Source organism: Parendozoicomonas sp. Alg238-R29 (assembly GCF_947331445.1).
Lineage (GTDB): Bacteria > Pseudomonadota > Gammaproteobacteria > Pseudomonadales > Endozoicomonadaceae > Sansalvadorimonas.
The window spans coordinates 1-18,288 of sequence record NZ_CAMZOG010000090.1; the positions used below are offsets into that span (position 1 = coordinate 1).

12 protein-coding genes are annotated in these 18,288 nt (G+C 48.4%); 9 read left to right on the forward strand and 3 right to left on the reverse strand.

Annotated features, from left to right (window positions below; all coding sequences use genetic code 11):
* The first annotated feature begins 16 nt into the window (after window positions 1-16).
* The 6 genes from ftsZ to QMA35_RS17985 all read left to right on the forward strand — a co-directional run bounded on the left by ftsZ (window position 17) and on the right by QMA35_RS17985 (window position 8,689).
* Window positions 17-1,186 carry a cell division protein FtsZ gene (gene ftsZ / locus QMA35_RS17960; RefSeq protein ID WP_281648545.1) on the forward strand — a complete coding sequence of 390 codons (1,170 nt, stop codon included), beginning with the start codon at window positions 17-19 and terminating at the stop codon, window positions 1,184-1,186.
* 188 nt (window positions 1,187-1,374) lie between these two features.
* Window positions 1,375-2,289: a UDP-3-O-acyl-N-acetylglucosamine deacetylase gene (gene lpxC / locus QMA35_RS17965; RefSeq protein WP_281648534.1), complete on the forward strand. Its 915-nt coding sequence runs from the start codon at window positions 1,375-1,377 to the stop codon at window positions 2,287-2,289.
* 297 nt (window positions 2,290-2,586) lie between these two features.
* The gene (locus QMA35_RS17970; protein WP_281648535.1) at window positions 2,587-3,525 is read left to right on the forward strand and encodes a M23 family metallopeptidase; all 939 of its coding nucleotides are present in this window, start codon (window positions 2,587-2,589) and stop codon (window positions 3,523-3,525) included.
* Window positions 3,526-3,565: 40 nt separating this feature from the next.
* On the forward strand, window positions 3,566-6,295 hold the full coding sequence (gene secA / locus QMA35_RS17975) for a preprotein translocase subunit SecA (RefSeq protein WP_281648536.1): 2,730 nt from the start codon (window positions 3,566-3,568) through the stop codon (window positions 6,293-6,295).
* Window positions 6,296-6,504: 209 nt separating this feature from the next.
* Complete coding sequence (gene argJ, locus QMA35_RS17980; protein WP_281648537.1) at window positions 6,505-7,722, forward strand: bifunctional glutamate N-acetyltransferase/amino-acid acetyltransferase ArgJ; 1,218 nt, start codon at window positions 6,505-6,507, stop codon at window positions 7,720-7,722.
* Between the two features lie 28 nt (window positions 7,723-7,750).
* Complete coding sequence (locus QMA35_RS17985; protein ID WP_281648538.1) at window positions 7,751-8,689, forward strand: Nudix family hydrolase; 939 nt, start codon at window positions 7,751-7,753, stop codon at window positions 8,687-8,689.
* Between the two features lie 452 nt (window positions 8,690-9,141).
* On the opposite strand, the gene yacG is transcribed toward QMA35_RS17985, so the two are convergent.
* Both yacG and QMA35_RS17995 read right to left on the reverse strand, forming a co-directional pair.
* Window positions 9,142-9,336: a DNA gyrase inhibitor YacG gene (yacG, locus tag QMA35_RS17990; RefSeq protein ID WP_281648539.1), complete on the reverse strand. Its 195-nt coding sequence runs from the start codon at window positions 9,334-9,336 to the stop codon at window positions 9,142-9,144.
* A gap of 90 nt (window positions 9,337-9,426) precedes the next feature.
* Window positions 9,427-10,392 carry an outer membrane protein assembly factor BamD gene (locus QMA35_RS17995; RefSeq protein WP_281648540.1) on the reverse strand — a complete coding sequence of 322 codons (966 nt, stop codon included), beginning with the start codon at window positions 10,390-10,392 and terminating at the stop codon, window positions 9,427-9,429.
* A gap of 371 nt (window positions 10,393-10,763) precedes the next feature.
* Here QMA35_RS17995 and rluD point away from each other — a divergent pair, with 371 nt between their 5' ends.
* From rluD to clpB, 3 genes are all read left to right on the forward strand, one after another.
* Window positions 10,764-11,726 carry a 23S rRNA pseudouridine(1911/1915/1917) synthase RluD gene (rluD, locus tag QMA35_RS18000; RefSeq protein ID WP_281648541.1) on the forward strand — a complete coding sequence of 321 codons (963 nt, stop codon included), beginning with the start codon at window positions 10,764-10,766 and terminating at the stop codon, window positions 11,724-11,726.
* Window positions 11,726-12,484 (forward strand): peptidoglycan editing factor PgeF, encoded by a 759-nt coding sequence (pgeF, locus tag QMA35_RS18005; RefSeq protein ID WP_281648542.1) that lies wholly within the window; start codon window positions 11,726-11,728, stop codon window positions 12,482-12,484. The genes rluD and pgeF overlap by 1 nt, the downstream gene beginning before the upstream one ends.
* Before the next feature lie 311 nt (window positions 12,485-12,795).
* Window positions 12,796-15,366 (forward strand): ATP-dependent chaperone ClpB, encoded by a 2,571-nt coding sequence (gene clpB / locus QMA35_RS18010; protein ID WP_281648543.1) that lies wholly within the window; start codon window positions 12,796-12,798, stop codon window positions 15,364-15,366.
* Here clpB and QMA35_RS18015 read toward each other — a convergent pair.
* The coding region (locus tag QMA35_RS18015) for a hypothetical protein (RefSeq protein ID WP_281648544.1) at window positions 15,363-18,288 on the reverse strand (2,926 nt) is incomplete at its 5' end. The genes clpB and QMA35_RS18015 overlap by 4 nt on opposite strands.

An 18,288-nucleotide genomic window follows, 5' to 3' on the forward strand; every position in this document is an offset into this window, starting at 1 on the left:
GAGAAAGGAGAGTTTCATGTTCGAGCTGGAAGACAGTATTCCGCAGAATGCGGTTATAAAAGTAATCGGTGTTGGAGGTGGTGGCGGTAACGCTGTAAATCACATGCTGAACAGCCAGGTTGAAGGTGTTGACTTCATCGTGGCGAACACTGATGCACAGGCACTCAAAAACCTGAATGCCCGTACTTTGTTGCAGCTGGGTACCGGTATTACCAAGGGATTGGGAGCTGGTGCAAACCCTGAGATTGGCCGTCAGGCTGCTCTTGAGGATCGCGAGCGCATTGCAGAGGTGCTCAGCGGTGCGGATATGGTGTTTATCACCGCTGGTATGGGAGGCGGTACAGGTACCGGCGCGGCTCCTGTAGTTGCCCAAGTGGCTAAAGAGCTGGATATTTTGACTGTAGCTGTTGTAACCCGTCCGTTCCCGTTCGAGGGGCGCAAGCGTACCAGCGTAGCCAGTGAAGGTTTGAAAGAGCTCTCCGAGCATGTTGATTCCCTGATCACTATCCCCAACGAGAAGCTGCTTGAAGCTTTGGGTAAGAAAGCAAGCCTGCTGTCCGCATTCAGCGCTGCGAACGATGTGCTTCTGGGAGCTGTTCAGGGTATTGCTGATTTGATTATCCGCCCAGGTATGATCAACGTTGACTTTGCTGACGTGCGCACGGTTATGTCTGAAATGGGTATGGCGATGATGGGTACTGGCTGCGCGACCGGTGAAACCCGTGCTGCTGAAGCTGCAGAGTCTGCTATTCGCAGCCCGCTGTTGGAAGATATCGATCTGCAGGGGGCCCGCGGTATTCTGGTGAATATTACTGCCGGTCTAGACTTTGCTATCGGTGAATTCCAGGAAGTTGGTGATACTGTGAATCAGTATGCTTCCGATAATGCCACTGTGGTTATCGGCACTGTTATTGATCCGGAAATGACTGATGAACTGCGTGTAACGGTTGTTGCTACCGGCCTGGGTCACAACGAAGAGCCCAAGGTGGTTGTTGATAATACCAATAACGCGCCTAAGCCTAAGGCAACCACAGGCGAAATTGATTACCGTGAGCTGGAACGCCCAACAGTAAACCGTCGCCAGCCCGTTGCTGTAGGTAGTGATACTGCTCCAATTGAGCCTCAGGTATCGGATTCTCCAGATTATCTGGATATCCCAGCGTTCCTGAGACGTCAGGCGGATTGATTTCCGTCTGGCGGTATTTACGGAGAAACGTGAAGTGGTACGGTATGTAACGCTATGTTCATGCCCGTTACTTTGCTAGACTGCACGTTTATTACAAGATTTCAGGCTGGGCAGGATGTCTTGCAGCTTGGCTGGAATTCCAGTATCGCTGGTACAAAGCAAGATAGATAAGGCTCTACGGCTGCATTATGATCAGACAGCGCACACTTAAAAATATTATTCGGGCAACCGGTGTCGGTCTGCACTCAGGTGAAAAAGTTTATCTCACCCTGAGGCCAGCTCCTGTTGATACCGGCATTGTTTTCTGCAGAACGGATCTTGATCCTGTCGTTCAGATACCAGCGCGGGCTGTAAATGTTGGTCAGACGACTCTTTGCACCTCCCTTGAAAGAGATGGTGTGCGGGTTGATACCGTAGAACATCTGCTTTCAGCTATGGCGGGTTTGGGTATTGATAATGCCTACGTTGATGTAACTGCCCACGAAGTACCCATTATGGATGGCAGTGCAGGACCTTTTGTATTTCTGCTGCAATCTGCTGGTATTGAAGAGCAATCTGCTGCTAAGCGCTTTATTCGCATTAAAAAGAAGGTAACAGTTAAGGAAGATGGCAAATCAGCCACTTTCGTACCTTTTAATGGGTTTAAAGTCAGCTTCTCCATTGAGTTTGATCACCCTGTATTCCACGGGCTGACTCAACAGGCCAGCATTGATTTCTCCAGCACTTCCTTTGTTAAAGAAGTTAGCCGTGCTCGTACCTTCGGCTTTATGAAGGATATTGAATTCCTGCGTTCTCAAAATCTGGCTTTGGGTGGCAGTGTAGAAAACGCTATTGTTGTTGATGATTATCGAATTTTAAATGAAGACGGTCTTCGTTACGAAGATGAGTTTGTAAAGCACAAGATGCTGGATGCTATTGGCGACCTGTACCTGCTGGGTAATAGCCTGATTGGTGAGTTTGTCGGTGAAAAGTCCGGTCACTCTACCAATAACAAGCTTCTTCGGGCGTTGATTGCCGATGAATCAGCATGGGAAGTTGTGACATTTGATGATGCTGCCACAGCCCCTATTTCTTATGCGCGTCCGACCGCTGTTATTGTTTGATCACATAAAACTCTCTCTTTTTTGAAGGCCATCAGATTTGATGGCCTTTTTTTGTATTTGTCATAAAAGGAAAGAGTATGCTTTTAAGGGGGGCACCTTCCTTTGTTGCGAGAGTGTTCTCGGCAATGCTAGAGTGTGCCGCATTCTGGCGATTTTCTGGTACTATCAACCTCTTAAATTTCAAGCTTGTGAAAGATGGTGTGTAAGCTTGAATGAGAATTGAATAGTTGTTTTCGCTAAAACATGGATTAACCGGCTCTTTGCCGCGGTAATCCCAGAGGTAATTTCAGGCTGGCAATGAAAGTAATCGTTGTTCGACATCCCCATGGTAAAAGCCGCACTTTCTGGATGGACGGTGCACGGCTGTTCTGGGGGATTGGTTTGTCAGTCGCAACTCTTATCCTGGCCGGTTTTCTTCTGGCTTGGTATTACCTCAACCTGAATGCGTCCGGCGCATTGACCAGTGGTGATCTCCAGGAATGGAAAACTGTTCTTAGCGACCAGCGTAAAGATGTTGAGAAACTAAAAGGTGCTTCCAGTGTCGAACTGGATGCCATGGCTGTGCAGCTAGCTCAGCTTCAGGGGCGATTAATGCGACTTGATGCTCTTGGGGACAGACTCGTAACCATGGCCGATCTTGCGCAGGACGAATTTGATTTTGGTATGGCCCCAGCTTTGGGGGGGCCGGATGAAGCCATTGATGCTGGCCAGAGCTACCTTCCCCCCAGTTTTTCCGATCAGATTGAAGAACTCGCTTCCCGTATTGATAATCGTGCAGAACAGTTGGATGTTCTGGAGTCTCTCCTGTTAGGAAGAAATCTTCAGGATGATGTTTACATTGCTGGCCGGCCTGTGAGAAAAGGATGGGTTTCCTCCAATTTTGGGCGCAGAACAGACCCCTTTACTGGCAGACCCGCCTGGCATAAAGGTGTCGATATCGCCGGTAAAGAAGGTTCTGAAGTTATTGCGGTTGGTTCCGGAATAGTTACGTGGTCCGGAAGACGCAGTGGTTTTGGCTTGTTGGTAGAAATTAATCATGGCAATGGTTATGTCACCCGATATGCTCATAATAAAGAAGCATTAGTGAAGGTCGGGGATATTGTCACTAAGGGGCAGGCTATCAGCCTGATGGGGAGTTCGGGGCGATCCACTGGTCCCCATGTACATTTTGAAGTGCTGGTGAATAACAGGCAGGTGAATCCCGCCCGCTACATGTACAGAGCCAGTCGCGGATAGTTAATAAAGAATTTGGATATTTCGGGCACTTGATCAAATTATGTTGTCATCTCTCGTAAAAAAAATTGTAGGCAGTAAAAACGACCGCCAGCTCAAAAAAATGAGCAAGCGGGTTAAGCAGATAGGTGAGCTGGAAAGTGAACTGCAGGCACTGAGTGATGATGACCTGAAGGCCCGCAGCCTGAAATTAAAAAAACGTGCCCAGGGTGGGGAGTCTTTAGATGATCTCCTCATTGAGGCTTTCGCTGTCTGCCGTGAGGCCAGTCAGCGGGTTATGGGGATGCGCCACTTCGATGTTCAGTTGATCGGTGGTATGACTCTTCACGAAGGTCGCATTGCCGAAATGCGCACAGGTGAAGGTAAAACATTAATGGCGACACTGGCCGTTTACCTGAACGGCTTGTCTGGTAAAGGGGTTCACGTTGTTACGGTTAACGAATACCTTGCTCGCCGTGATGCCCGTTGGATGCAGCCACTGTATGAATTCCTCGGATTGAGTGTTGGTGTAATCGTTCCTCAGCAAGATCCTGAAGAGAAGCGTGCTGCTTATCAGTCTGATATTACCTACGGCACCAACAACGAATTTGGCTTTGATTACCTTCGGGATAACATGGCTTTCCGCAAGGAAGATAAGTTTCAGCGCGAACTGAACTTCTCTGTTGTCGACGAGGTCGACTCCATTCTGATTGATGAAGCCCGTACTCCTCTGATTATTTCTGGCCCGGCCGAAGACAGCTCCGAACTGTATCGGATCATGAATAAACTAGCTCCTCGTCTGGAGCGTCAACACGAAGAAAGTGAAGAAGGTGTTGAGGATACTGGTCATTACATCATCGATGAAAAGACCCGTCAGGTTGAACTCACTGAAACCGGTCACCAGTTTATTGAAGAAACTCTGGTGAAAGAGGGGCACCTGCCAGAAGGTGAGAGCCTCTACGCTTCTCAAAACCTGAATCTTCTGCATCATGCTCAAGCAGCGTTGAAAGCTCACACACTGTTTCAGAAAAATGTGGAATATATCGTCAGCAGTCAGGAAATTATGCTGGTTGACGAACATACTGGCCGTACCATGCCCGGTCGTCGTTTGTCTGAAGGTTTGCATCAGGCACTGGAAGCCAAAGAAGGCCTGCCTATTCAGGCGGAAAGCCAGACTCTGGCATCTACAACCTTTCAGAACTACTTCCGTCTGTACGACAACCTGTCTGGTATGACCGGCACCGCTGATACCGAAGCTTTCGAATTTCGTCAGATTTACGGCTTGGATGTGGTGGTTATTCCTACCCACAGGCCAATGGTTCGTAAGGATATGAACGACCTCGTTTATCTCACTATCGAAGAGAAATACGAGGCGATTATTCAGGATATTCGTGAAACTGTAGCTGCGGACCGCCCAGTGCTGGTTGGTACTGCATCTATCGAATCTTCTGAGCTGCTTTCCAATGCTCTTAAAAAGGCGGGTATTGAGCACCAGGTTCTGAATGCTAAGTTCCACGAAAAAGAAGCGGATATTATTGCTCAGGCTGGTCGCCCTGGCGCCATCACCATTGCGACCAATATGGCTGGTCGTGGTACAGATATTAGTCTTGGTGGTAACTGGGAAGCGGAAGCAGCCACGCTGGATAATCCTTCTGAAGACCAGTTGGAAAACCTGCGTTCCGAATGGCAGCGGCGCCATGATGCAGTACTGGCCGCTGGTGGTTTGCATATTATCGGTACTGAGCGTCACGAATCCCGCCGTATTGATAACCAGCTCCGTGGTCGCTCCGGTCGTCAGGGTGATGCGGGCTCTTCCCGTTTCTACCTGTCACTGGAAGACAATCTGATGCGTATCTTCGCCTCTGACCGGGTGAAGAACTTCATGAAAGCCTTGGGCATGGAAAAAGGCGAAGCCATTGAGCACCGGATGGTGACCAACGCCATTGAAAAAGCCCAGCGCAAGGTTGAAGGCCGTAACTTCGATATTCGTAAAAATCTGCTTGAATATGATGACGTAGCCAACGATCAACGTAAGGTTGTTTACTCTCAGCGTGATGACTTGCTGGCCGCTGAAGATGTGAGTGAAAGCGTTAACAATATTCGTGCTGAAGTGATTAATAGCCTGATTGACGAATTTGTTCCACCTCAGAGTCTTGAAGAACAATGGGATATTCTTGGGCTTGAGAAACGCATTGCCGCTGAGTTAAACGAGCAGTTACCTGTTAAACAATGGCTAGATACAGAAGATGCCCTTGATGAAGACGGCCTTCGTGACCGTATTCTTGAGAAAGTGTCTGAGTCTTACGAGAATAAGAAAACTCTGGCTGGTGCCGAAGCTTTACAAGCTTTCGAAAAGCACATTCTGCTGCGTATTCTGGATGATAAGTGGAAGGAGCACCTGGCCACTATGGATCATCTTCGTCAGGGTATTCACCTGCGTGGATATGCTGCCAAGAACCCTAAACAGGAATACAAGCGAGAAGCTTTTGAACTGTTCTCCCAGATGCTGACAGATATCAAGCACGAAGTTGTGCGTGTTTTGTCCCACGTTCAGGTTCAGCAGGATGACCAGACTGAAGAAATCGAACGCCAGCGCCGTGAAGAGTTAGCCCATCGTATGCAGTTTGAACACCAGCAGGCGCAAGGTATGCCTGGTGAAGGTGAAGACACTGAAGCTCCAGCACCTGAGCCTCAGGCTCCTGTTGTGCGAGATGGTCGTAAGGTTGGTCGAAATGACCCGTGTCCTTGTGGCTCGGGCAAGAAGTACAAGCAGTGTCACGGTAAAATTGTTTAAGGCATTTATTGCCTAAGGCAATGTCTGTATAAGACATGGCTTCACTTGAAGAGAGCCTTTCATCCCTGTGGGGTGAGAGGCTTTTTTACTTGACTAGAAATCATAGAAATCCACATATGAGACACCCATGAGCCACATATGCCTGTCTGAAGCATGAGAATAAGCAGGTATAATCATGGTGAAAATGTCGCGACCTACTTGGGGGAAGTATGGCAACGGGAAAAGCTCCATCAGGCACATTGCATCCAGTTAAAGGTTTTCAACTTGGTACGGTGAAAGCTGGCATTCGCTATCCAGACCGCCGGGATTTGGTGGTTATGCGCTGGCCTGAAGAGGGGAGTGTTGCAGGTGTATTTACCCAGAATGCATTTTGTGCAGCACCTGTTCTTCTCTGTCGTGAACGTATGCAAAGCTCGCCCTGTGCGCTTCTGGTGAATACCGGTAACGCCAATGCCGGTACTGGTGAGCAAGGTATGTCTGATGCCAGGCGAACCACAGCTGCGGTGGCGGAGGCCTTGGATGTCCGATCTGAGCAAGTGTTGTCCTTTTCTACGGGGGTTATTGGTGAGCATCTGCCAGTCGAACGACTGGAGACTGGTATTCCCGGATGTGTGGATAACCTTTCTGAAGATAGTTGGTGGCATGCTGCGGAAGGTATTATGACTACCGATACCCGCCCAAAAGGTTTTTCCCGTCAGTTTGAGTTTGAAGGTCATATCTACACTGTCACCGGGATTGCTAAAGGCTCTGGCATGATTCACCCGAATATGGCGACTATGTTGACCTATATCGCTACTGATGCAGCTGTTGAACAAGCTCTTCTGCAAGAGTTATTGGCAGAGGTGGCAGACGACTCTTTCAACCGCATTACTGTTGATGGCGATACTTCAACCAATGACTCCTGCATTCTCATCGCTACCGGCAAAGCGGGTAACCCTGCCATTCAAGATCGTGACAATGCGTTGTTTGCCAACCTCTCAGAGGTGGTAGCCGATGTGTGTCAGGATCTGGCCAAAGCACTGGTTATGGATGGTGAAGGGGCAACCCGGTTCGTGACGGTTGCAGTACAGGGGGCTGAGACTGTCGAGCAGGCTCATACTGTGGCGAATACCGTTGCTCTATCGCCTTTGGTGAAAACGGCTCTGTTTGCCTGTGATCCGAACTGGGGGCGCATTCTGGCTGCTGTAGGCCGTGCGCCTGTGGATAATCTGGATGTCGAGAAGATTCAGATTTGTCTTGATGATGTTCAGATTGCTGAACAGGGTGGAGTTGCTGCCGGCTATCGGGAAGCGGATGGGCAGGCAGTTATGGATAAAGAAGCCTATACCATTAATATTAATCTGGGGCTTGGTTCAGCATCTACACAGGTGTGGACGTCTGATCTTTCTCACGAATATGTCACCATTAATGCTGAATACCGCACCTGATTGAAATGCGGTTTCATGAGTAGATTGTATGAAGCGAATCCACGTTGCCGCTGCAGTTATTCTTGATCAGAACAATAATATTTTGATCGCTCGCCGTCCTCTCGACAAACATATGGGAGGATTGTGGGAATTCCCCGGTGGCAAAGTGGAGCCCGATGAGAAGGTGACGGATGCCTTGTGTCGGGAGTTGGATGAAGAACTGGGTATTCGGCCTTCAAAGTTTCGCCCGCTGATTCGTATTCATCATAATTACCCAGATAAGTCTGTCTTGCTTGATGTCTGGACGGTGATTTCTTTTGCTGGTGAGGCTCACGGGCGGGAAGGGCAGCCAGTAAAATGGGTGACACCTGCAGAGTTGTCACTCCATGATTTTCCTGCCGCTAATCGCCCGATTGTGGCAGCTGCACAATTACCTCAGAAGTATTTAATTACCGGAACTTTTGCTGATATTCATGAATTGGTAAGCAGGGTTTCCTCTGCGGTTGAGCGACAGTTTTCAATGATTCAGTTTCGTGCCCCATGGCTGAGTGATTCAGAATATAAAACCTGTGTTGAAGCTCTTCTGCCGCTATTCTCTTTTGGCGCAAGTCAGCTGATTGTGAAAGGTGATTTAAGCTGGCTGGATAGAGAGGGTGTAGCTGGGCTGCATATGACTTCGGCACAACTTCAGGAGTGGCATGAGCAAGGCTGGAGTTATGCTGGGGAGAAGCTTTTGATCGCTTCTTGCCATAACAAGAAGCAGCTGGATATGGCTGCCGAAGTTGGTGCTAGTTGTACCACGTTATCTCCAGTGCAAAACACGGCCAGTCACCCTGATGCAACTCCTCTTGGCTGGGAGCAGGCTCAGGCGTTGATTGAGCAGGCAGCGTTGCCTGTTTATTGTCTGGGTGGAATGAGTGAAGAGAGCCTGTGCCAGGCAATTGATGTTGGTGCCCAAGGAGTCGCAGCGATCAGTCGTTGGTGGTAATAATCTCGTATTATCAGGGCTGGTATGAACCGAGTAGTGATCGGGCTGAGAGTTGTAACAGGTATTCGCTGTCCGGTTTCTTCTGTCGCTGCAGTAATAATTATGCTTATCGACCGACCACGGTTGTTCCAGGGGAGTCATTCGGCCATATAAGTAACAGATCCAGGAATTTTCCTGCCAAGAGAAGCTCCCTGATGGATTATCAGAGCAGGAAGGCCAATAAACGATAAATCTCTAAGGACTTCTCTGGTTAGCAGCAGGGCGCTGTCCAGTTTGCAGAAAGGCACAATGCTAAAAGTGACTGTGGATTGGGAATTGCGGATTGCGGCCAAAACGATCACCGCAGTGGCTGCAAAGAACGCAGCCTAAAGGTTTGGCAATATAGTCGGCAAAGAAATCTGTTCTTATAAGATTCTGGCCTATCTGGCGGGTGTCAGGCAGGCCAGGATTGTTCAGGAATTGAGATCATTCAGGTTTTCAGACATCAGATCATCATATTGCGGGGTGCCCGGAATTTTATGCTCTTCCGCAGCCCAGGCGCCAAGGTCGATTAGCCGACAGCGCTCACAGCAGAAAGGGCGATATTTATTATCTGGTTTCCACTCCACTTGCTTTTGGCACTGGGGGCATTTTACTGTGGTGGTCATACTTGTTCTCAAAATGAAAAGGCCTGAAACTCAGGCCTTTTGGTAATCGAATAACTGGTTGTTCTGTGCTGGTTGTTACTGTGCTGGTTGTTACTGTGCTGGTGGTTCTGGAGCCGTAGGAGCACCGTTGTCGCCCAGCCATCCAAAGGTCAGAGTGTTCAGAAGTGAGGGGCCGTTTTCTTCTTCCTCTTCCTCAACAGTCTTCTCTTTCTTTGGTGTGTCTTTACCAAACAAACCAAAGGTCAGCGTATTGAGCAGGGTTGGGTCAACATCACTGTAAACACGGTGGCCGATAAATTCACCTTCAGCATTGACCAGCTTGCTTTCAGGAAAGTTGGTTTTCAAAACCAGAAGTGCTTCTTCAGCGGGCTGGTTCAAACCGAGGTGTTGGTAGCCTTCCACCATAATGCCCAAGGCTTCTTCAACAACAGGCGTGCCTTGCAGGTGATCAACAATGTAGCGGCCACGGTTAATAGCTGCCACATACGCTTTACGCTTCATGTAGTAATCAGCAGCGTGCAGTTCGTAGCGAGACAGTCTGTTACGCAGGTATACCATACGCTGGCGGGCATCTGGTGCGTAGCGGCTGTCTGGGAAACGACGCAGCAGTTCGGCAAATTCGTTAAAGGACTGGCGAGCCTGGCCAGGGTCACGGCGAGACATATCAACAGGCACGTAGCGCTCAATCAAACCCAGGTCAGCCGTGTTGGATGCCAGACCACGCATGTAGTAGGCGTAATCAACACTAGGATTCTGAGGGTGCAGACGAATAAAACGTTCTGCAGAGGCACGGGAAGCTTCTGGCTCCAGACTCTTATAGTAAGCAAAGATCAGATCTAGCTGTGCCTGTTCGGCAAATGGTCCGAACGGGTAGCGGGATTCCAGTGCACGCAGAGTGTCTACGGCTCCCGAATAGTTTTTGTTTTCCAGCTGTTCACTGGACTGTTGATAAAGCTCGGCTTCGGTCAGGCTCTCTGGAACCTTGACTTCATTGCTGGAACAGGCTGCCAGCAATACGGTAAAAGCCAGTACACATAAATGTTTTGCTGCTCGCATTGGTTATCCCTGAAGTGCCTTTCCGGTGTTTTCCGTCCGCTTCGGAGCCAGACATGCTGTGGTACACTGCGTAATCAGTCTATTTAATCACAGCATGGGGGAGAATCCCAAGTTATCCGGCAACGAACTTTCTTAGTGTGGTCGATAATAGTTTGAGTTATCCACTCTATTGTTTGCAATGTCAGCGTGTAATATGCGTTGTTGGCATAATATAGGGCGACATTTCGAGCTTTGCAGAGTGAGTATGTCGCCATGCTGTTATGTTTCAGATTTTGGGTTTGCAGGGAGTGAACCCTGTAGAAATATGTTTTATCAGAATCGTTCCTGCGAACGTTCCTGAGAATTAATTACGGGAATAGTAGCTCCACTTTATGGCCGAACAGATTACCCTTGAAGCGTTTGCTCCCGAAGAACTGGGTGGTAAACGTCTGGATCAGATCGCTTCAATAGTTTTTTCTGATTACTCACGCTCCTGCCTGCAGGACTGGATACGTTCCGGGGCTCTGTTGGTAGATGGCAAAAATCTGCGCCCTAAAGACAAACTGTTCGGTGGAGAGCAGCTGTCTTTGAATGCAGTGATTGAAGATGACGGCCGCTGGGAGCCGGAAGATATTCCTCTGGATGTTGTCTATGAGGATGACGACATCGTGGTTATCAACAAGCCCCGGGATCTGGTTGTTCATCCCGGTGCGGGTAACTGGACAGGAACATTATTGAACGGGCTTTTGTTCCGTTACCCGGAACTCGCCTCTGTGCCCCGGGCAGGTATTGTTCACCGTTTGGACAAAGACACAACAGGTTTGATGGTGGTAGCCAAAACCCTGCAGGCACAGACCGATCTGGTTGAACAGCTACAGGAACGTTCTGTCAGCCGTGAGTATGAGGCTGTTGTTTTTGGTGTGATGAGCGCTGGTGGGCTTGTTGATGAGCCTATTGGTCGTCATACAACCAACCGCCTGAAGATGGGTGTGGTGATTGGTGGTAAACCCTCCATTACCCACTACCGGGTGCTGGAGCGTTACCGTGGTCACACTCATATTCGTCTGCAACTGGAAACCGGCCGAACCCACCAGATTCGTGTTCATATGAGCCACCTGCGTTATCCACTGGTGGGGGATTCCCTTTACGCCGGTCCTCCCCGTTTCCCCAAAGGTGCCACGCCAGAACTGGTGACTGCGTTGAAAGACTTCGATCGTCAGGCTCTTCATGCCCGTCGTCTTGGACTTGTACACCCAGTTACTGGCGACTATATGGAATGGGAAACAGAACTGCCGGAAGATTTTCTTACCCTGCTTGATGTCCTTGAGCAGGATGTACAGGTAGAAATCGACTAATGACCACCTCCCAGAATGACAGCGCTCTGGTTGATTACATTCAGCCAGAATGGAACGCCCCGGCAAATGTCAGGGCTTTTGTGTCAACCCGCCGGGTAAGCCCGCTTGGGCCGCCAATGAGTGATCAGCATAAGCCTGACTTTCTTCAGAGGCGTAAGGAGTGGCTGACATCCTGGGGGAATGGTCTGGTAAATCAATGGGGCTGGGATTCCCAGCCCTGTTGGGCTAAGCAGGTTCACGGTGTAGATATTATTTCAGCCAACTCACCTTTTGGTGCTGAGGCAGATGCTGTGTGGACGGAGGAACAAAATCGTCCCTGTACAGTTTTAACGGCAGATTGTCTGCCGGTATTGTTCTGTAATCGTTCCGGCACAAGAGTTGCGGCAGCTCATGCAGGTTGGCGTGGGCTTGCGGCTGGTGTGCTGGAAAGTACCGTGAAAGCTTTTGACGACCCAGGCGAAGAGCTAATTGCCTGGTTTGGTCCGGCAATCAGTCAGAAGTGTTTTGAGGTTGGGGCAGAAGTTCGTGATGCTTTTGCTCAGGTTGTGCCTGAGGCCTTGGACGCTTTTGTTCCGGGTGATGATGACCGCTGGTATGGTGATCTTTATCTGCTTGCCTGCCAGCGCCTTGCTCGGTTGGGAGTTACGGAAATTTCCGGTGGTGATCGTTGTACTGGTAGTGAAGATCAGGTTTTTTATTCCTATCGTCGTGAAGGTGCTGCCAGTGGACGCATGTTGTCTGCTATTTGGTTATCCTGAAACTGTCGCTTATCAAGATTTCAAAACGTAAAAATTCCTTTCTGTTGACGTAAAACCCCGTATCTATACTCCTCGTCGATGTTAAATGAGCAGCGGATATGGAGTCTTCCTATGAGTGATGAAGGAAATTCAAGCTAACAAGGAGCAAAAAGAAGCAAAAATAAACGCTATTCTTCCTTCTCTTCAGGGGGGGGCTTTGACGCAGGTGAGTAGCCAGTAAACTGCAGTAAATGACTTGAATTCCCCCTCACCAGCCATATATAGAAATTAACTGTTTCTCTATTTTGGTAAGAAGGTGAGGGGTACTTGCAATGCGAGCCGACCGGTTAACCAGCAAGCTGCAGTCAGCCCTGGCCGACGCCCAGTCGTTGGCTATAGGTAAGGATCACACCAGCATTGAAACTGCTCATTTGCTGCAGGTGATGATCAATCAACAGGGGGGAGCGGTAAAACCGTTACTTTCCCAGGTTGGTTTTGATATTGCCACAGTCTCCCAGAGCCTGGATGGGATTATCGATAAACTGGCCGTTACCAAAACGCCAACAGGTGATATCCAGCCTTCCCAGGGCTTACTTCGCTTACTGAATCTGGCAGATAAAAAATCCCAGCAGGATAACGACCAGTTCATCAGCAGTGAAACTGTGTTGCTGGTGATGATGGAAGATGGTGGTTCGGTTGGGCAGTTATTACGTGATCAGGGTGTCAGTAAAAAAGCTCTGGAAACTGCCATCAAAAATCTGCGCGGTGGCGAATCTGTGAATGATCCCAATGCCGAGGACAGCCGCAATGCTCTTGCCAAATATACCATTGATCTCACTGAACGGGCCGAGCAGGGCAAGCTTGACCCTGTAATAGGCCGTGATGATGAAATTCGCAGAACGGTTCAGGTTCTCCAGCGTAGAACCAAAAACAACCCAGTATTGATTGGTGAACCGGGTGTGGGTAAAACCGCCATTATTGAAGGTTTAGCGCTGAGAATTGTGAATGGCGAAGTGCCGGAAGGTATTCGCAACAAACGCATTCTTTCCCTCGATTTGGGAGCGTTGCTTGCCGGGGCGAAATACCGTGGTGACTTTGAAGAACGCCTGAAAGCGGTGTTAAGTGATCTTGCCAAGCAGGAAGGGCAGATCATTCTGTTTATTGATGAGCTGCACACTATGGTGGGTGCTGGTAAAGCCGAAGGCGCGATGGATGCTGGCAATATGCTGAAGCCTGCTCTTGCCCGCGGTGAACTGCATTGTGTAGGTGCCACAACTCTTGATGAATATCGCCAGTACATTGAAAAGGATGCTGCGCTGGAGCGTCGTTTCCAGAAAGTACTGGTAGATGAGCCTTCTGTGGAAGACACCATCGCCATTCTTCGTGGTTTGAAAGAGCGCTACGAAGTTCACCATCATGTGGATATCACTGACCCGGCGATTATTGCTGCGGCCAAACTGTCTCATCGTTATATCACTGACCGGCAGCTTCCCGACAAGGCTATTGACCTTGTGGATGAAGCGGGAAGCCGTATCCGTATGGAGATGGATTCCAAGCCAGAATCCATGGATAAGCTGGAACGTCGCCTGATTCAATTGAAGATTGAAAAAGAGGCGATGAAAAAGGAAATAGATGCCGCTTCACAGAAGCGCCTCTCAGCACTTGATGGGGAAATTTCAGAACTGGAAAAACAGTTTTCTGATCTGGAAGAAATCTGGGTGGCAGAGAAGTCCGTTTTGCAGGGCGCGCACAAATTAAAAGAGGAGAAAGAGAAACTCTTGCTGGAGCTTGAGGCCGCAAACCGCTCTGGTGATCTGGGAAAAATGTCTGAAATTCAGTACGGCAAACTGCCTGATATTGAGAAACGTATTGAGCAGGCTCAGGACGCAGAAACTACAGGTATGCAGCTGCTGCGCAATAAAGTCACCGATGAAGAAATTGCTGAAGTTGTTAGCCGGTGGACAGGAATTCCTGTTAATAAAATGCTGGAAGGTGAGCGAGATAAACTCCTGCGTATGGAAGACGCTCTCCATGATCGAGTGATTGGCCAGCACGAGGCTGTAAAAGCTGTTTCCGATGCTGTGCGGCGTAGTCGGGCAGGTTTATCTGATCCTGATCGGCCCAACGGCTCCTTTATGTTTCTTGGTCCAACCGGTGTTGGTAAAACGGAACTGTGCAAAGCTCTGGCAGAATTCCTTTTCGACACACAGGATGCCGTGGTTCGGATTGATATGTCCGAGTTTATGGAGAAACACTCCGTTGCCCGACTGCTGGGAGCGCCTCCAGGATACGTGGGTTATGAAGAAGGCGGCTATCTGACTGAAGCCGTACGTCGACGCCCATACAGCGTAGTGCTTCTGGATGAAGTCGAAAAAGCCCATGCGGATGTGTTCAACATTCTTTTACAGGTATTGGATGATGGTCGCTTAACTGATGGTCAAGGGCGCACCGTTGATTTCCGCAACACTGTGGTGGTGATGACTTCAAACCTTGGCTCAGACTTGATTCAGACCCTTAAGGGTGATGAGTTTGAAACAGTGAAGAGCACATTGATGGATGTGGTTGGGCAACATTTCCGGCCAGAGTTTGTGAATCGTATTGATGAGTTGGTGGTCTTCCATCCCCTTGCGAAAGAACAGATCAAAGGGATTGCTGATATTCAACTTGATCTTCTGCGCTCACGATTGTCAGAAAACGATCTGTTACTGGAAGTGTCTGATGAAGCCATGACAATGCTGGTGGACGCTGGTTTTGACCCTGTTTATGGTGCACGCCCCTTAAAGCGCGTGATTCAGCGTGAGATAGAAAACCCACTGGCTCAAGCAATTCTTGGTGGAACGTTTGCTGCAGGAACAACTGTTAAAGTGACTGTCGAAGACCAACGCATGGTCTTTAAGAGTTAGTGGTTAGTGGTATCTGTTAAAGTTAAAGGTTTATCCAGTCGGGCCTTATACGTAGACGAATGGTTGCCTGGGGCTTTGGGGCGGGCAAACTTTACTGCCGAGCCGTAGGTCGGTGACCTCGGCTCCTGGGAGGGAGACTCAAAGATTTCCTCCTGTTCACCCTGAATGTTTGTAGAGGAACTATTGCTGGCTGTATCGATACCGCTATCGCCACTTTCACTATCATGACTTAGACTATGCTTTGGCGTGGATGGTAGCTCTGATGAGGGGGGGAGTTCTCCATCTTGTTTTATGTCTGCAATAAGCTTGAGGATTTTGTGAGCATTATCCAAGGCAGCCTGTTGCTCAACCTTTTTCGGATGAATATTTTCCCTATCAAGCTGTTGTAGAATCTCTTCCCACCCACCTTTTCCGGTTTGCAGGTTGTCTTTAACTTCTTCAAAAATATGAAGGAGGGTTTCGCGAGCATCGCCCTCATCAAAAAAGTCAGTTACGAGTTGTTGAGCCGCATCCAGATCAGCTAATGATGAATTCATCATATCAGACAAAGTCTGAAGCAATGTTTTTTGCCTGACAATCTGACTTTGTAACTCAGCCTTTTCTGCCATTAGGTTATTGATTATGATTTCTGTGGAGGCTTCCACTTCTTTTAATATCTGATCTTTTGTTTCGGTGAGGTTTGCCAGTGTTCTCTCATGCTCTTGTTCAAGCGAGTCGAGTGATTCTTTCATTATTCGAATAGCTTCCCAATACCGTTCCTGAGAAACGACACCTTCAGGGAGGCGAGTGCTTTCACTCTCCAATTTACTTACGGCTAACTCGAGTTTCTTGATTTCTGCAGCTTGAAGTTCATTTCTGTGCTGCCGGATTCTTATTCCGTCTTCTTGTGCTTCAAGCTGTTTTTTCATAGAGCTCAGTTTGTTTGCATTAAGCTCTTTGCTTTCGAGGGCTTTTTCCCGATCTTGAGCTGCGGCCTCCAAATTGTGTTGTAATTGTTCTGAATGCTTTCTTTCATTCTCGACCTGGTTGCTGAGAGCAGCGACCTCATCGCTAAGAGCTCTATTTCTTTCAGCAAGATCATCCTGATTCATCTGGCTCAGGTGCCACTGCCTGGTTAATTCATGCAGATTCTTGGTGATCACCGGTAGCTGGGTATACAGGTTTCCTGAAATAGAGAGGTGCTGGAAATTTTCAGGCAGGGACTGTTCAAAGTCTTCAGCGGGGTTGGTCACATTGCTTATTTGCCTGACAATCTCCAGTTCAATATTCCTCATGTGGGTCATAGCCTGAGTATGTGCTTTGTTCAGCTCGTCATACGCATTGCTCTTGTCCTTGAGTGCTATATCAAGGCCTTGAAGCTTGCTTTCCGCATGTTCCGCATGTTCCGCATGTTCCGCATGTTCCGCATGTTCCGCATGATCCTGCCACATAAGAGAGGTTGATTTTACAAAACTATTTTCAGACTCTAATAAGGACAGTTGTTTTTTAAGGGTAAGAATCTCGTTCTCCAGCTCTTGTTTTTTGCTCTCCAGGGGAAGCAGCTGTCCTTTAAGTTCGTGTCTTTCGTGACTCCAGGCTTCTTGTTCCAATACGTGGGATTGTATTTGTTTTAAAGATTCGTCAAGAGTTGCATGAAGTCGGCGTTTTTCTTCTTGCCAAAGGTTGTCCTGTTTCTGCAACTTCAATGTTGTGTACGCAAGTTCCAGAGTTACTTCGTTGAGATTGTCTGATATTTTTTTGGTTTCGAGAGCTTGCCCTTTAGCTGTTCTTATCGCTTCTTCATAGTCGTTGGAGAGAGCTTTGTTACGCATCTCAAGCTCTTCTCCGTGTGAGCTTGCCGCATCGAGCTGATTAACCAGTTGTTCATTTCTGTTGCTCAGCTCAGTGTTTCGTGTTTCTGCTTTTGCCAATTCTCTATACTTCGTATCCACTTTCCTACTTTGGATTTGTACGGATTTCAATGCATTGTTAAGTTGTTCTTGTAGCTGTGTTATTTTAGCGTTTTTTAATTTTAATAGTTCTTTAAGCTTTTCACTCGGCTTTTTACTCGGCTTTGGGTTCGGTATTTGGTAGGCAGCTGGTGAAGACGCATCCTGAATAGCAGTCTCCCCAGCAGCCTCCCCAGCAGCCTCCCCAACAACGGCCATGATCTGCTTGATATCATGCTGAAATGGCGCTAGTTGAGCAATGAGCTCTCTTTCACGCTCTTTGGCTTCTGCAAGCTCTTTGGATTTTGCAGTGACTTGTTCTTCAAGACTGGAAACCACTTCGTTATGGCTTTCATTAAGATCATGAAAAGTCTGTCCCAGTCGAATAGTCTTAGCGCTTCGTTGTTGTATCAGCTCTTTTATGCGGTTCTGTGCTATTTCCAATTCACTTAGCAGGCTCTGAACTCTTTGGTTTAGTGTGGCAGTTTCATCGATCAAACTCTGACGGGAATCGCTAACGCTTTTAAGCTCGTTTTGAACATTGACTCTTGCAGCCTCTGCTGCTGATAGTTTCTCTGTGAGCTGGCGGTTTTCTTCACTCAGTTCATGATTCTTTTCAACGAACTCTTGCAGGCGGGTAATCTCTTCATCCTTTTCCTCAAGCTGTTGTTCTTTTTGCCTAACTGCACTGTTTAACAGGCGAATTTCATTATCGGCGTTGTACAGGGCTTGTTGTTGTGCTTCCAGTTTTGCGGCTGTCAGGGCTTCATGGTTATGGCAGGCGGAGAGCTGTTCTCTTAATTTTATAATGTCTCTTTGAACTTTGAGGTTGTCACTGGCGGCCATGTTGAGCTGCTGTTGTGTGGTTTCTATTGTGGACAGGTGCTGCTGGTGCTGGAGTTTTTCCTGCTGCAGCGCGCTATTGAGTTTGGCATGGTCTTGTGCAAGATCTGTGTTGCGTTGTTCCAGTCCGCTGACCTGATGTTCCAGCTGA

Excerpts from the sequence above, each read along its gene's own strand:
- ftsZ (WP_281648545.1), top strand. The coding sequence starts at position 17 with ATGTTCGAGCTGGAAGACAGTATTCCGCAGAATGCGGTTATAAAAGTA.
- lpxC (WP_281648534.1), top strand. The coding sequence starts at position 1,375 with ATGATCAGACAGCGCACACTTAAAAATATTATTCGGGCAACCGGTGTC.
- QMA35_RS17970 (WP_281648535.1), top strand. The coding sequence starts at position 2,587 with ATGAAAGTAATCGTTGTTCGACATCCCCATGGTAAAAGCCGCACTTTC.
- secA (WP_281648536.1), top strand. The coding sequence starts at position 3,566 with ATGTTGTCATCTCTCGTAAAAAAAATTGTAGGCAGTAAAAACGACCGC.
- argJ (WP_281648537.1), top strand. The coding sequence starts at position 6,505 with ATGGCAACGGGAAAAGCTCCATCAGGCACATTGCATCCAGTTAAAGGT.
- QMA35_RS17985 (WP_281648538.1), top strand. The coding sequence starts at position 7,751 with ATGAAGCGAATCCACGTTGCCGCTGCAGTTATTCTTGATCAGAACAAT.
- yacG (WP_281648539.1), bottom strand. The coding sequence starts at position 9,336 with ATGACCACCACAGTAAAATGCCCCCAGTGCCAAAAGCAAGTGGAGTGG.
- QMA35_RS17995 (WP_281648540.1), bottom strand. The coding sequence starts at position 10,392 with ATGCGAGCAGCAAAACATTTATGTGTACTGGCTTTTACCGTATTGCTG.
- rluD (WP_281648541.1), top strand. The coding sequence starts at position 10,764 with ATGGCCGAACAGATTACCCTTGAAGCGTTTGCTCCCGAAGAACTGGGT.
- pgeF (WP_281648542.1), top strand. The coding sequence starts at position 11,726 with ATGACCACCTCCCAGAATGACAGCGCTCTGGTTGATTACATTCAGCCA.
- clpB (WP_281648543.1), top strand. The coding sequence starts at position 12,796 with ATGCGAGCCGACCGGTTAACCAGCAAGCTGCAGTCAGCCCTGGCCGAC.